This is a genomic window from Oligoflexus tunisiensis, assembly GCF_001748245.1.
Classification (GTDB): domain Bacteria; phylum Bdellovibrionota_B; class Oligoflexia; order Oligoflexales; family Oligoflexaceae; genus Oligoflexus; species Oligoflexus tunisiensis.
Map to the genome: position 1 here is coordinate 6,438,377 of NZ_BDFO01000001.1, position 13,428 is coordinate 6,451,804.

General features: G+C 55.0%; 10 protein-coding genes. 3 read left to right on the forward strand and 7 right to left on the reverse strand.

Annotated elements, in window-relative coordinates:
• Positions 1–161: 161 nt before the first annotated feature.
• From OLTU_RS26665 to OLTU_RS26695, 7 genes are all read right to left on the reverse strand, one after another.
• Positions 162–1,256, reverse strand: coding sequence for an RNA-guided endonuclease InsQ/TnpB family protein (locus OLTU_RS26665; RefSeq protein WP_141735775.1), 1,095 nt, complete (start codon positions 1,254–1,256; stop codon positions 162–164).
• A 245-nt stretch (positions 1,257–1,501) separates the two neighbouring features.
• Complete coding sequence (locus tag OLTU_RS26670; RefSeq protein WP_141735776.1) at positions 1,502–2,761, reverse strand: hypothetical protein; 1,260 nt, start codon at positions 2,759–2,761, stop codon at positions 1,502–1,504.
• Positions 2,762–2,773: 12 nt separating this feature from the next.
• Positions 2,774–3,307 carry a c-type cytochrome gene (locus OLTU_RS26675; RefSeq protein ID WP_141735777.1) on the reverse strand — a complete coding sequence of 178 codons (534 nt, stop codon included), beginning with the start codon at positions 3,305–3,307 and terminating at the stop codon, positions 2,774–2,776.
• Positions 3,308–3,320: 13 nt separating this feature from the next.
• Complete coding sequence (locus OLTU_RS26680) at positions 3,321–3,842, reverse strand: DUF3341 domain-containing protein (RefSeq protein ID WP_141735778.1); 522 nt, start codon at positions 3,840–3,842, stop codon at positions 3,321–3,323.
• A 15-nt stretch (positions 3,843–3,857) separates the two neighbouring features.
• Positions 3,858–5,195: an NrfD/PsrC family molybdoenzyme membrane anchor subunit gene (gene nrfD / locus OLTU_RS26685; RefSeq protein ID WP_141735779.1), complete on the reverse strand. Its 1,338-nt coding sequence runs from the start codon at positions 5,193–5,195 to the stop codon at positions 3,858–3,860.
• A gap of 32 nt (positions 5,196–5,227) precedes the next feature.
• Complete coding sequence (locus tag OLTU_RS26690; RefSeq protein ID WP_141735780.1) at positions 5,228–8,470, reverse strand: 4Fe-4S dicluster domain-containing protein; 3,243 nt, start codon at positions 8,468–8,470, stop codon at positions 5,228–5,230.
• A gap of 61 nt (positions 8,471–8,531) precedes the next feature.
• Positions 8,532–9,080: a cytochrome c3 family protein gene (locus OLTU_RS26695; protein ID WP_245676885.1), complete on the reverse strand. Its 549-nt coding sequence runs from the start codon at positions 9,078–9,080 to the stop codon at positions 8,532–8,534.
• Between the two features lie 200 nt (positions 9,081–9,280).
• Between OLTU_RS26695 and OLTU_RS32495 the strand changes: the two genes are divergently transcribed.
• Genes OLTU_RS32495 through uvrC form a run of 3 tightly spaced genes read left to right on the forward strand, consistent with a single transcriptional unit; the run spans position 9,281 to position 13,426 of the window.
• Positions 9,281–9,502: a hypothetical protein gene (locus tag OLTU_RS32495; RefSeq protein WP_218110282.1), complete on the forward strand. Its 222-nt coding sequence runs from the start codon at positions 9,281–9,283 to the stop codon at positions 9,500–9,502.
• A gap of 28 nt (positions 9,503–9,530) precedes the next feature.
• Positions 9,531–11,564, forward strand: coding sequence for an excinuclease ABC subunit UvrB (uvrB, locus tag OLTU_RS26700; RefSeq protein WP_141736877.1), 2,034 nt, complete (start codon positions 9,531–9,533; stop codon positions 11,562–11,564).
• Positions 11,561–13,426, forward strand: a complete 1,866-nt coding sequence (gene uvrC / locus OLTU_RS26705) for an excinuclease ABC subunit UvrC (RefSeq protein WP_141735782.1) — start codon at positions 11,561–11,563, stop codon at positions 13,424–13,426. Before uvrB ends, uvrC begins: the two co-directional genes overlap by 4 nt.
• Positions 13,427–13,428 lie beyond the last annotated feature (2 nt).

Below are 13,428 nucleotides of genomic sequence, written 5' to 3' on the forward strand. Positions count from 1 at the left end.
CTCGATTTTAAAAAAATTTTGCCGAAAGACCTGAAGATCTTTGATGTCAGGAAACGAAGCGCAAGGAGGACTGGGATATGCGGTGGTTATACAATTTCAGCATACTCTTCTGTTGCTATTTCTGGATGCACGGGACCCTTATTGGGTGACGTCCTCGCCAACTAAACGCTAATCGCGTTATAGTCGGTGCTTCCCTTGGGAGAAAACGAAACCCTTTCCTCCCTCAGCGTTCCACGCCCGGAACGGAGAATGTATATGGCTGAGTTGATGTCGCGATCATGGACCGCTCCACAACTCTGACAAGTCCACTCTCTTATACTCAACCCACTGAGTCCACTCGGACCGCATCGCGAGAGGCAAGCCGAGCAAGTGACAGTCGAGAATTTCTCGCTCACTTTGAGCACGATTCCTCCACGCCTCAGGGACTTATATTGGAGAAATACAAATATCTGATACCAACCCGCATCAAGAACGCCTTTGGCCATCCTTGTTTGAGCCAGTTTTGATGAATCGGCATCGCCAAAATAGATGGTGTTGTAGCGCTTTGAAAGACTATGGGAAGCCTTGTGGTTCCAGTCCTGGCGTTTATTTTTAATCTTTGCATGAATGGCCTTCGCGAGACGCTTTTTTTTATGGCGCTGGGCTTTTGCCAGCTTCTCTTCGAAATCTCGCGTTAGATTCTCACGCTCGAATTTCTCGCCATCTGACGTTGTCAGCACTGTCTTTATGCCAGGATCGATACCAATATCCAGGTTTGGAGCCAAAGGCAGCATCGCGATTTCATCTGCGACCTCAAGAGTCAGATTCAGATACCAACGACCACGAGAGTCCTCGGCAAACGATCCTGTCTTGATCTCTGCTCCTGCTGGAAGTTTTCTATGCTCCCACAGACGGAACTTGAGACCATGATAGGTGATATAATCGCCACAATATTTCGCTGTTTGGCCGTTGAAAGGTATCCAGCCCAGGTTCTTGCGCCCCGTGCGAAACCGAACTCGCTTTTTGGCTTTCTGTGTCCGAAGCAGGCACTCATAGGCCACAGCCTGGATGGTCTGCGAATTGATGTCGAGTTCCCTGGATGCGCCTTTGGTCAGTGCATGCAAATCATTTTTGCTTGTGTATTTTCGTGATCGACGCCAGTTCTCGCGAATGATCTCGTTGGCAAAGTTCCAAACAAAGTTCACCTGACCCGCAAGCTTTTTTAGCTTATCTCGTTGATTACCGTCTTTAAGCCTGTAGCGATAGGTCAGAACCATACTTTCCTCTGGTGCCTTCGAGGCTTATAACCGGACACCCCAGGCTCTGTCAATCTCCGATGATGGGAGATAGCCGAGGCCCTTATATCTCCAACCAAACGCGTCTTTTTCCTCACCGGTTCGGGACGGATTATGGTTGGAGTATTACGGTCCTGGTCGATAAACCAGCCACCCGGGTCGCCGGATCACAGGACGAAAAAAAAGCCGGCATCAAGCCGGCTCTTTTGTTTTTGAAACTCAGGATATCAATGTCCGCCGTGAACAGCTTCTTCCAGCAAGGGATCCGCCACGGGCAGCATGGGATAGCGGCGGGAGAACCAGAGGAAGGTGATCACAAACAGACCAGCCGTACCCAGGAACATGCCGACTTCCAGCAGAGGACCGATGCCCTTCAGGAAATCCTCACCCTTGATCACTTCCGGTTGAACGATCAGCTGATAGGTCAACCACTGAGCAAAAAGAATAATCGCGGACATGGTAATGGTCCATGTGCGTGACCACTTGGCCCATTTCGGAATCAGGAGGTACAGAGGCACCACGAAGCCCAGCAGGGGAATCGCATAAACAAACCACAGCCAGGGGCCATGCAAACGATGGATAAAGTATTCCGTCTCTTCGGGAACGTTACCGTACCAGTAGGTCAGGATGTGAGCATAGGTCAGGTACGCGAAGAAGATCGTGAAACCATGCATCAGCTTGCCGACGTCATGGAACTGCTGTCTTTGGATGAACTCGCCCACGCGGGTCGACTTCAAAGCAAACATGGTGATGAGCAGCGCAGCCATCAGAGTCTGCATCATGACCGCAAATTGCCAGCCGCCCCATAGGGTTGAGAACCAGGTGGGTGACAGCGACATCATCACGTCAAAGCCAAAGAACGTGAAACCCACGCCGTAGCAAACCAGAATGGGCGCGCTCCAATATTTGGTCTTAACGCGCACTTCTTCCCCCAGATCTTCGGCTTCCTCATGGCGACCGTCTAACCAGGCCTTGTCACGGTTGATGCCCAGGCGGAGCTGCCACATGACGAGGTAGGTCAGCAGGGCGAGAATGAAGAACACGCGAGCATACATCAGTTTGGGCTGCAGCCAGATGTTTTTGCCCCAGAAGTGATCCAGCATGTGCGGATCGGCGATCCAGCGGTACACCTTGCCCGCGCCGCCAATGTCAAACATCACGGCAAGGATAAAGACCACGAACAGAACGGACGAGACCGGAACGAAAGCGCCGAAGGCTTCCTGCACGCGACGGATGGGGCGACCCCAGGTGGCGCCGATCACGTCCTGCATGGCCGCCAAAGCCATGGCCCCAAGGCCAAGGCAGTAGAAGAAGAAGACGTTAAAGAGCAGCGAGCCCCAAACACGGGGTCCCTGCTGCGTGAAGAAGCCGGCCCCGGCTGCGATCACGCCGATACCAATTCCCACCAGCGACAGCATGCGCAGGGTGGGTGAGCCTTTCAGAAAAAGTGACTCTTTTTCCTTGTATAGATCCTTGGCGATACTCATGGGTTCCTCTTCCTATTTCGGCTGCAATTGCAGGGTTCTCAGATAGGTAATCAGCTGCCAGCGCTCATGCGGAGAAATCGCATGGGCATAAGACGGCATCATGGTGCCACCATTGGAGATCCTCAGGAAAAAGAACCCATCTTTGCGCGTGACCATTTCAGGCCGCGTGATATCGGGGACAGGAATCGGATAAGCGTCACCCAGCAGAGCCTTGCCCTTGCCGTCAAGACCGTGGCAGACAGCGCAGTACGTGTCGTACATGTGCTTGCCGTTGGTCACCACATCACGGCTGACCTGTGCGCCTTCACCGAAGGGATTGCGCAGCTCCTGCTCCGCCTGTTCAGGGGTTTCCGGATACAAAATGGCGTTGATCGTGACAGCACCATCGGGTGGATTCAGGTAGGATTCCTGGGTCTTCACCGTGGGGTTGTCTACCATATCAGGCATGTACTGGAGTTTGGTCGTATTCCGACCATGGGGGTTGCAGGCACTGACGCCGGTGAGGGCCAGAGCTGTCAACGCGATCTTGGTCGCCAGATGCTTCATGATTTGCCTTTCCTCACTTCGACTCAATGATACGAATTTCTTCAGCACCGAACTGCTTCAGAAGTCGGGCCTGCTCACTGTCGAGAGACGCGTTAGGCACAAAGATGCCGAAGCGGTCATCGGTAAAGCGAGGGTCCAGAATGCGTTGCTTCGGGTTCGGCAGGCGACCCATCACCAACATGCCAAGTATCGTCATGAGACCACCGAAAAGAATCGTCAGCTCAAAACCGATCACGACATAGGCTGGCACCGAATACAGACCGGCGAGTTTACCACCCACCACCTGCGGCCAGTCATAGTCAAGCCAGAGGGCCAGACCAAAACCGGTCACGGTCCCGGTCAGGGCACCCGACAGCGTAAACCAGCGCACCGGACTGGGGCCCATATCCAGAGCCTCTTCGATCTCGTGATACGAGGTCGGGCTAAACACTTCATGACCTGCACAATCCGGACGGGCTTGGACCGCTTTCATGGCATCGACTAAATTATCCAGATATTGATAAACAGCTAAGATTCCACCGGGTCTTTTACTCATGGGTAGCCACCTTCATCAATGATGCTTCTTGCTTAACGGTTTGGGCATGATCAGTTTCAACTCTGACATCGACACGATTGGGAAGAATCGGCAGAAGATCAGGAACCAGAACATAAACCATCCAAAACTACCAATGGACAGACCGATATCGCCAAGCGAGGGCTGGAAGTGGCCCCATGATCCGGGCAGGAAATCTTCAACCAGGGATGAAACGATAATGTTATAGCGCTCGAACCACATGCCGACGTTGACGAGGACCGCCACAACCATGGACACAGCCACGTTGTTCCGCATGCGCTTGGACCACCAGATCATCGGGAAAATACAGTTACAGAACACCATGACCCAGAAGTAGAAGGCGTAAGGACCGATCGCACGTTTCTCGAAGAGACCCCATTCATAGATGTTGCCCGAGTACCAGGCGACGAAGAATTCGATCGCGTAGGCGTAGAACACGATGGTCGAAGTCAGAAGAGTCAGCTTCACGCAAGCTTCCAGGTGCTCGGGGCGAATGAACTCTTCCATGCGGAACATCTTACGAACCGGAACGAGCAGGGTATACACCATCGCACAACCGGAAAGGATCGCACCCGCAACGAAGTAGGGTGGGAAGATGGTGGTGTGCCAGCCGGGTTGGATGGACATCGCAAAGTCCCACGAAACGATGGAGTGAACCGAGAGAACGAGGGGCGTGGCGAGAGCCGCAAGGAAACCGTAACCGGCTTCGTAGTGGTGCCACTGTTTCGCTGTGCCGCGCCAGCCAAAGCACATGATGCCGTAGATGAAGCGACGAACGCCTTTCACACGGTCACGGATCGACGCCAGGTCAGGCACCAGACCCATGTACCAGAAGAGGAGCGAGATGGTCAGATAGGTCGAGATCGCGAACAAGTCCCAGGCCAGGGGAGAACGCAGGTTCGACCAGACGTTGTTGGTGTTGGGCAGAGGTGGGATCCAGTACATGGCAACCCACAGACGACCGACGTGAATCAGCGGGAAAAGACCCGCGGTGATCACGGCGAAGACCGTCATCGCCTCAGCGCTTCGGTTCACTGTGTTCCGCCACTTGGCGCGGAACAGGAACAAGATAGCTGAAATCAAAGTACCGGCGTGACCAATACCGACCCAGAAGACGAAGTCGGTGATCAAGACACCCCAGTAAACGGGACTGGTCTTACCGGTAATACCCATACCGTAGGTAATTTCAATACCCCACGTGATGGCCCCGATCAGAAGGAAGATGATAGCTCCGGCCCAAGCTACATAATAGGTTGGGTGCGGCTTTCCCAGATTGGCAAGAATGCCATCATTGACGTCTGAGATCGTCCTGTTCCACTTTACGTCCTCGCTCATCCAAATGCTCCGCTTAGATGTCGTCGTTTTTCTTAAGGATGCCCATGCCCTGGTGCCCCGGCGCCATGGTCATGACCATCGCCGGCCGCAAAGCCTTCTGTCCCGTCGTGCTTCACTTTCGCCATGTAGTTCAGGTTCGGCAAAGTCTTCAGACCGTATTCCTTGTGCTCGGGTTTGCCACCGAGCAGGAGGAAGGCACGGTTGTCTTTGCGGGCCCGCGACACGCGGCTATTCGGATCCAGGAGGTTGCCGAAGACAATCGCATCCGTTGGACAGGCTGTCTGGCAAGCTGGGCGAATTTCACCGTCGAACACCAGGCGGTTTTGCTGTTTGGCGTTGTGCTTCGCATCACGGATACGCTGGACGCAGAACGTACATTTTTCCATGATACCGCGAGTCCGCACCGTAACGTCCGGGTTCAGAGCGCGTGGGTTGCGGTCCATGGGATCTTTGCCCATGATGTTCCACTTGTAGGTGTACCAGTTGAAGCGACGAACTTTGTAAGGACAGGCGTTCGCGCAGTAACGGGTACCGACGCAGCGGTTATAAGTTTGAGCGTTGATGCCTTCCGGTTCATGTGTCGTGGCAAACACCGGACATACCGGCTCGCAAGGAGCATGGTTACAGTGCTGACACGTCACAGGCTGGAAGCTGACTTCAGGATTGTCGACGGCGCCGCTGAAGTAGCGGTCGATGCGCATCCAGTGCATGCGACGACCCATGAGGACCTGCTCACGACCGACTTGCGGAACGTTGTTTTCCAGGTCGCAGGCGATGGTACAGTGACCGCAACCGGTACAACGCTCGAGGTCGATCGCCATACCCCAGCGATACTCGGTGCTCGCCTTCCACTCAGGGAAGAGCCAGCTCTTGCCACGCAGATCACCTTCACGGGGCACATGCGAAGGGTAAAGATCCGGCACAGCGTCCAGGTCTTTTTCCTTACGAACATTGGCGACGGCCTGGGCCATCGGAAGAATCGGCATGATATCGAAACGGTTGGCGATATCGTTGTGCTTCTGCTGAGCGCAGAGTTGATAGAAGCGTCCGGTTTTGGTGATTTCCACGGTTTGACCCGCGGTCACGATATCACCGGTCAAAGGATCGGTTTCAAAGGCCAGGGCCACCATGGGATCCACACCGACCATTTCACTCGCTCGGCTGGTAGCCAGCTTGTGACCATTCCCACGCGGCACCGCGATGGTATCGTAGTGAAGACCTGGCATCGGATAAACCGCGGCTTCAAACGAACCGCCTGGTCCCTTCACCGTTACCACATCATTGTATTTGACGCCGATTTCACGAGCCTTGTGAGGGTTGATCGCCACCCAGGTATCCCAGGCCACGGTGGTCAGGGAATCGCCCGCCTCCTGCAGCACAGGACGGTCGGCACCATAACCATCACCCAGTTTCGCATCAAGATAAGCGACCAGCTTGAAGCCTGCATTCACAGGAGCCGGCTTCAGCGCAGCGCTCACATCCTTCAGCGTCGGCATGTCGCGTTTGCTGAGTTGCGTGACGAAGAAACCTTTGCGCTGAATCGCTTTGAAGAAGGTGTCAAAGTCCTTGTTGATGCCGGATTCTTTATAGATGCGGGTCCACTTGTCGCGCAGGTAGGCGCGATAATCCGCATAGGGACCAACAGGCTTGCCGAATTTGCTGGCGGTCCAGAGCAGAATGTCTTCGGCCTGACGGCTGTTCGCCACCGGACGCACAGTCGGCTGCTGGATCGACCAGAAGCCGGCCACCAGCTCTTCATCACCCCAGGCTTCCAAAGGATTATGGGTGTTGAGTTGGAATTCCGCGTACTGGCAGGTTTCCGTTGGCATCGGTTGCATCGAGACGATGGACTTGATGCCTTTCAGAGCATCATGAATTCCCGTCGTCGCCGGCAGGGTGAACGCAGGGTTCACATCGATGGCAAAGAGCATATCGTAGGTGGGTGCGTCTTTGATAAAGCGGGCCACATCTCCCGGACGGCCGGGATTCTTGAACCAGCCTTGATCGAAGTAGAGGAGGCGATCGGCATAGGCGCCGAGGAGAACGTTGGCCATGATTGCAGCCAACTGCACCTGGGTTCCATTCTTGCCGAAAGCAGCGGATTCACCCGCGAGCAGCACAGATTTCTTGGCCAATGCTTCGCCGGCCAGTTTATTGAGCGCTTCGTCCAGCTTGAGGCGCGCCTTGACTTCATCAATCAGGGCCTTTTGCGCTGTGACCACCGCACGGATATTGTTTTTGTCACCAGCGGAACCTTTGACATCGGGACGATTCAGCAAAGCTTCGACGAGGGCCAGGGTGACTGCCAGCTCATCACCGGCTGCAATCACATGACGTTCGTCCGACTTGCCGCCGGTAACCGTCAGACGCGATTCGAATTGAACGAAACGTCCTTTGGCACCCGCGCGGAAGGTGTGACCGACGACCCAGCTCTTGCTTTCAAAAACCGGGGCGATGCCGCCGTTGCCATCCAGGAAGTTGGTTCCGACCCCGATCAGGAGTTTCGAACGGCGCAAATCGGAACGCGGCATGCCGTCCACCCCAAAGGCCAGACGATGCGCTTCCGAAATCGAATTATAAAGAGCGTTGGTTTCGTAGACGTAAACATTGTCTTCCGACTGTCCAATCGTTCTCAGGAAATCCCTATAGAATTGCAGGCTGTGGCCGGTGCCGCCCTTGACCAGAAGACCGACCTTCTTGGAGGCTTTGACCTTGGCCGCGAGAGCCTCATAGATTTCTTCCCAGGTAACAGCTGTCATCTGATCGCCGAAACGAACCTTGGGAGCGGTGGGACGATCGGGATGAAACAGAGCCTGCAGCTCCGACAGCGCGAGGGTACTGATCCCGCCCTGGCTCAGGGGATGCTCAGGGTTGCCTTCCATAAAGACCGGACGGCCTTCACGGGTTTTCACCACAACGCCGACCCGGTCGATGGTCGTGGCATAATAGTTCGCGACGCCCGGAATGAAGTCCTTGGGCTGCTCAACGTAGGGAACTGCTTTTTCAACAGGACGGTACACGCAACCAGCTGTTGCCAGCATGGCTCCTGCGCTGAAGAGGCGCATAAAATCGCGACGATCAACAGGCAGCTTTTTGCTTGCACCCTGTCCCGCGCGATCCTGAGTTTCGCCGAGCTCGGGCATGACCTCTTCAATGTTCATATAGAACGGTCCCGGCACAAACTCCTTGGCGGGTTTTTCGAATGGCTGATCGTCCGGCGCAAAGACTTCTGGCTTGTCTTCCAGTCCACGGAGATCCCTATCGATACTCCTCATCTAACAACTCCCTTTCGATACGAGACGCGCTGCCTCGGTAAAAGTCTTTATGTATTCTTTCTTAGAAGTGACAGGTCGAACAGGCGATAGGAGCTTGGTTAGCCTGGTGACATTCCACACACCAGCCCATTTGCAGAGACTTGGCCTGCTGCACCGTTACCATGTTCTTTACATCACCGTGGCACTCTGCGCAGTCGATGCCTTTTTGAACGTGAGGACGGTGGCTAAAGCGCACAAAGTCCGGCAGATCGTGAACCTTGGTCCACACCACGGGCTCTTTCGCGTCCCACTTCGACTTCAGATACTTGATGGCATCCCGATCGGTGCGAACGAATTGATGGCAGCCCATGCAGGTATTCAGAGAAGGGATTCCCGCGGTCGCGGAGCGGCGTGCCGAAGAGTGACAGTACTCGCAAGGGATCTGACGGGTACCGGCATGCAGATTGTGCGGAAATTCAATCGGCTGCTCGGGATGATAGCCGACATTGTCAACCGTATCTCCGGGCGTCCAGTAGTTGGTCCAGAACTTGTTGCCGCGCCCGCACGCACTTGGAATCAGCAGTGCAAGCAGCAGACAAAGCCTTGCTAAGGGTGAGAGAGTCTTAGTCACAGTAGCCAACGACAGCCTCCTTAACGGGAAAGATCAATATCGACGGTTGCAAACTCAAAAGTTGACGAAGATGGCTTCAGTCTTAATGCTGAGTCTCTTGCCACGAAAAACCCGCAGCGATTGCTACGTCTCGCACGCAAGTGGCGATCGTCATATGACCGCCTTAGTTATCATAATTTCCATGTAGCGCCAATCCTTTTATGGACGCTGTTCGCTCGGCAGTGCTTGGAAATTCGCTGAAATTTTTCGACCGTTTCACCCGTTCCAAATCAGCCGTAATTCGGCCGTCGCGACGTGCTAGTCTAAAAGAAGCCCTGATTTTAAATCAGATCTGTGTTGGCTACCAACAAGAAACAGTTTTATTTGACGAGAAGTTTTGCGAGAATCGGCCCACTGCCAAAACCGCACGCAAGCTGGCGTGAGACGGTCCTGGCAGGAGAAGGGATGCGCATGGACTTCCAATTGACTGAGGGCCTCGTCCCCAAGGGCGACCAGCCGACTGCCATCGCCGCCATTACAGAATCCATTCGTCAACGTCAGAAGCACAACGTCCTGCTCGGTGTTACCGGGTCGGGAAAAACCTTTACGATGGCGAATATTATTGCGCGCACCGGGTTACCCACCCTGGTCATGGCGCCGAATAAAACCCTGGCGGCTCAACTTTTTACTGAATTCCGCGACCTCTTTCCGAACAATGCGGTCGGCTTTTTCATCAGTTACTATGACTACTATCAGCCCGAGGCTTACATCCCGGGCAGCGATACCTATATAGCTAAAGACGCGCTGATCAACGACGACATCGACAAGATGCGCCACGCAGCCACGCAATCGCTCTTCGAGCGCAAGGATGTCATTATTGTGGCAAGCGTCAGCTGCATCTACGGTCTCGGCTCACCGGCCAGTTATGCGAACCTCGTCGTGAAGATCAAAAAGGGTGACGAGCTGGCTCGTAATACTTTTTTGCGAAGTCTGATTGATATCCAATACACACGCAATGACACAGCCCTGCAGCGGGGAACCTTTCGGGTCCGCGGGGATGTCGTGGACATCCTTCCGTCTCATCAAAAAGACCAGGGTGTGCGTGTGGAATTCTTCGGCGATGAGATCGAGGCCATTTCGGTTTTCGATGTGCTGACGGGAAAAAAGGTCAAAAGCCACGAGTCGCTGGCCATCTATCCCAACTCGCATTATGTCACCGAGCGCGATGACATGCGGATCATCGTCAGGGAAATCCTTCACGATCTTGGCGTGCGCCTGCGGGAACTCAAGGACGAGAACAAGCTTGTCGAATACCAAAGACTCGAACAGCGCACCATGCATGACGTGGAGCTGCTCGAGGAGCTGGGCTTCTGTCCCGGTATTGAAAACTATTCCCGCTATCTGACCGGATCGGCACCGGGGCAACCGCCACCGACGCTTCTGGATTATTTCCCGAAAGAGTTTCTCACGATCATCGACGAAAGCCACATCACGGTTCCCCAGATCGGCGCCATGTATCGCGGCGACCGGGCCCGCAAGGAAAATCTGGTGAACTACGGCTTCCGTCTGCCGTCCGCCCTGGATAACAGGCCGCTGAAATTTGAGGAATTCCTGGAGCGGACCGACAGGATTATTCACGTTTCCGCCACTCCAGGCCGCTATGAGCTGGAGCAGACCGGGGGCAAATATTCCGAGCAGATTATTCGTCCGACCGGACTCATCGATCCGAAGATTGAAATCCGGCCGATCACCAATCAGGTCGATGACCTGATGACTGAAATCAAAAAGACCATCCAGGCCGGTGGTCGAACCTTGATCACCACCCTGACCAAGCGCATGGCCGAGGACTTAACCTCCTATTACCGTGATCTTGGTATCAAGGTGAAGTACCTGCACTCGGATATCGAGAGTCTCGAGCGCAGTGAAATCCTCCGCGATCTGCGCAAGGGCAGCATTGATGTCCTGATTGGGATCAACCTCCTGCGCGAGGGTCTCGACCTTCCCGAAGTGCAGCTTGTGGCGATCATGGATGCCGACAAGGAAGGCTTCCTGCGCTCACGTTCCTCGCTGATCCAGACCGTGGGTCGGGCGGCGCGGAACGTCAACGGCCGGGTGCTCTTCTTTGCTGATCACGTCACCCAGGCGATGCGCGAGTGCATCGACGAAACGGATCGCCGGCGGCGCATTCAGATGGACTACAACCAGAAACACGGCATCACGCCTCAGACCATCCAGAAGGAAATGCAGCAGAGTCTGCGGGAAATCTATGGCCTGAGCACCGATGACCATCATCGTCCGCAGGTGGCGGCCGATAAACTGCTCAGCGAGCACAATGTGAAGTCGGTTCGCGAGCTGGAAAAACTGATACAACGTAAACAGAAAGAGATGCAGAAGGCGGCCGCCGAATTGGAATTCGAAAAGGCTGCTGAAATTCGCGACACGATCGCGGCTCTCAAGGATACGCTCCTCGTTTACATGGATGAAGCGGGTGGTTCCGATACATGACTCAATTGGCAGAAAAGCTGAAGCAGCTGCCGCAGGATTCCGGTGTTTACCTGATGAAGGACCAGAAAGGGACCATCATCTACGTCGGCAAAGCCAAGAATCTGAAGAACCGGGTTTCCAGTTACTTCCAAAGCGGCGGCCAGCACACTCATAAAACGCGGGCTCTGGTCAGCGAGATCGCCGATCTTGATCTCATGCTGACCAAGACCGAGGTCGAGGCGCTCCTTCTGGAACGCACTCTGATCCGGCACCACGCCCCGCGTTACAATATTCTTTTGCGGGATGACAAGGAATATCCCTATATCCGCGTGCATTTCGATGATCCCTGGCCGCGCCTCGAAAAGGTACGGCGGCGCAAGGAGGATGGCGCGCACTATATCGGCCCTTTCGGCAGTTCATCGCGACTGTCGATGCTGCTGAAACAGGTCTATCGCATCTTTCCCCTGATCCGCTGCTCGCCGCACGAGTTAAAGGCGGCGCCCCGTCCCTGCAATTACTATCATATGAAGCTCTGCCTGGGTCCGTGCACAAGGCCGGTGGAGCGCGATCATTATATTAGTATAATGCGCGGCGCGGTTTCGCTGCTCGAAGGCAACGTCGGGGATTTGAAGAAGGACCTCGAGAAAAAAATGCGGCAGGCCGCAGTCGCCGAGAAATATGAGCAGGCGGCTCAGTTCCGCGATCAGATCCAGGCGATTGAAAGCATCACGCAGACCCAGGTGGCCATCCTCGATCAGACCGTGGATGCCGACATCCTCGGGCTGGTGGAAGCTCCGGGCTTTCTTTCCTTTCAGGTCAGCACCGTCCGCAATCGGGCGCTGCTCGGCGGCGATTCCTTTATCACCAAGGATTCTGTCAGCAGCCTGCAGGAAGCGCTGGAATCCTTTATTCTGCAGTACTACAGCAACCGTCTGGTCCCAACCTTGATTCTGCTGCGCGAGACCGATGGCATCAGCGACGGGCTGGCCAGTGTAATCACCCAAAATCAGGATACGAAAACGGAAATCCGCAAGGCCCGCAGCAAGGAGGAGCTCGATATCCTCGAACTGACGGAAAAGAACGCCCGGCATCAATGGGAACAGAGCAGCTATCTCAACGATCAGAGTCAGGTGGCCCTGCAGCTTCTGCAGGAAACGCTGGACTTGAAAAACACCCCGCGGCGCATCGAATGCATCGATATCTCCAACCTCCAGGGCACCGCGATCGTGGCCTCGGACGTCTGCTTTATCGACGGCAAGGCGGCGAAAAACTTTTACCGCCGCTACGAAATCAAAACCGTGGTGGGCGCACCGGACGACTTTGCCAGCATCCGCGAGGTGATGGAACGCCGCCTCGAACGCGGCATCCGGGATGATGATCTGCCCGATCTGATGATCATCGACGGCGGCAAGCCCCAGGTGCGGGCCGCCATGGACGTGCTCGAGCGTTTTCCACAGCTCGGCCTGCCGCTGGTGGGTCTGGCCAAGGCTCGGATCGACAAGGGCCTGCGGGATGATTCGGCGGCTGTACGTTATTCCAAGGAACGCCTCGTGCTGCCGGATCGCGAGGATCCGATCGAGCTGGAGGAGGGCACCCCTGTCTTTCGCCTCGTCACCCGCATTCGGGATGAAGCGCACCGTTTCGCCATTACCTATCACCGCAAAAAGCGGCAGAAGATTTCCCATGCCTCGGTGCTGGATGATATCGCTGGCGTCGGACCGACCTTAAAAACCAGGCTTTTGCAGGAATTCGGCAGCCTCGAGGCACTCAGGTCGAGCAGTCTCGAACGGCTTCTGCATGTCAAAGGTGTGAGTGAAAAGGTGGCGATGAATATCTACACCGCCTTGAATGCCGAAGATAGCGAATCCAAGAGCGGATCCTGATT

Bases quoted from the DNA above. Each gene is read 5' to 3' on its own strand.
- OLTU_RS26665 (WP_141735775.1), bottom strand. From the start codon at position 1,256: ATGGTTCTGACCTATCGCTACAGGCTTAAAGACGGTAATCAACGAGAT.
- OLTU_RS26670 (WP_141735776.1), bottom strand. From the start codon at position 2,761: ATGAGTATCGCCAAGGATCTATACAAGGAAAAAGAGTCACTTTTTCTG.
- OLTU_RS26675 (WP_141735777.1), bottom strand. From the start codon at position 3,307: ATGAAGCATCTGGCGACCAAGATCGCGTTGACAGCTCTGGCCCTCACC.
- OLTU_RS26680 (WP_141735778.1), bottom strand. From the start codon at position 3,842: ATGAGTAAAAGACCCGGTGGAATCTTAGCTGTTTATCAATATCTGGAT.
- nrfD (WP_141735779.1), bottom strand. From the start codon at position 5,195: ATGAGCGAGGACGTAAAGTGGAACAGGACGATCTCAGACGTCAATGAT.
- OLTU_RS26690 (WP_141735780.1), bottom strand. From the start codon at position 8,470: ATGAGGAGTATCGATAGGGATCTCCGTGGACTGGAAGACAAGCCAGAA.
- OLTU_RS32495 (WP_218110282.1), top strand. From the start codon at position 9,281: ATGGACGCTGTTCGCTCGGCAGTGCTTGGAAATTCGCTGAAATTTTTC.
- uvrB (WP_141736877.1), top strand. From the start codon at position 9,531: ATGGACTTCCAATTGACTGAGGGCCTCGTCCCCAAGGGCGACCAGCCG.
- uvrC (WP_141735782.1), top strand. From the start codon at position 11,561: ATGACTCAATTGGCAGAAAAGCTGAAGCAGCTGCCGCAGGATTCCGGT.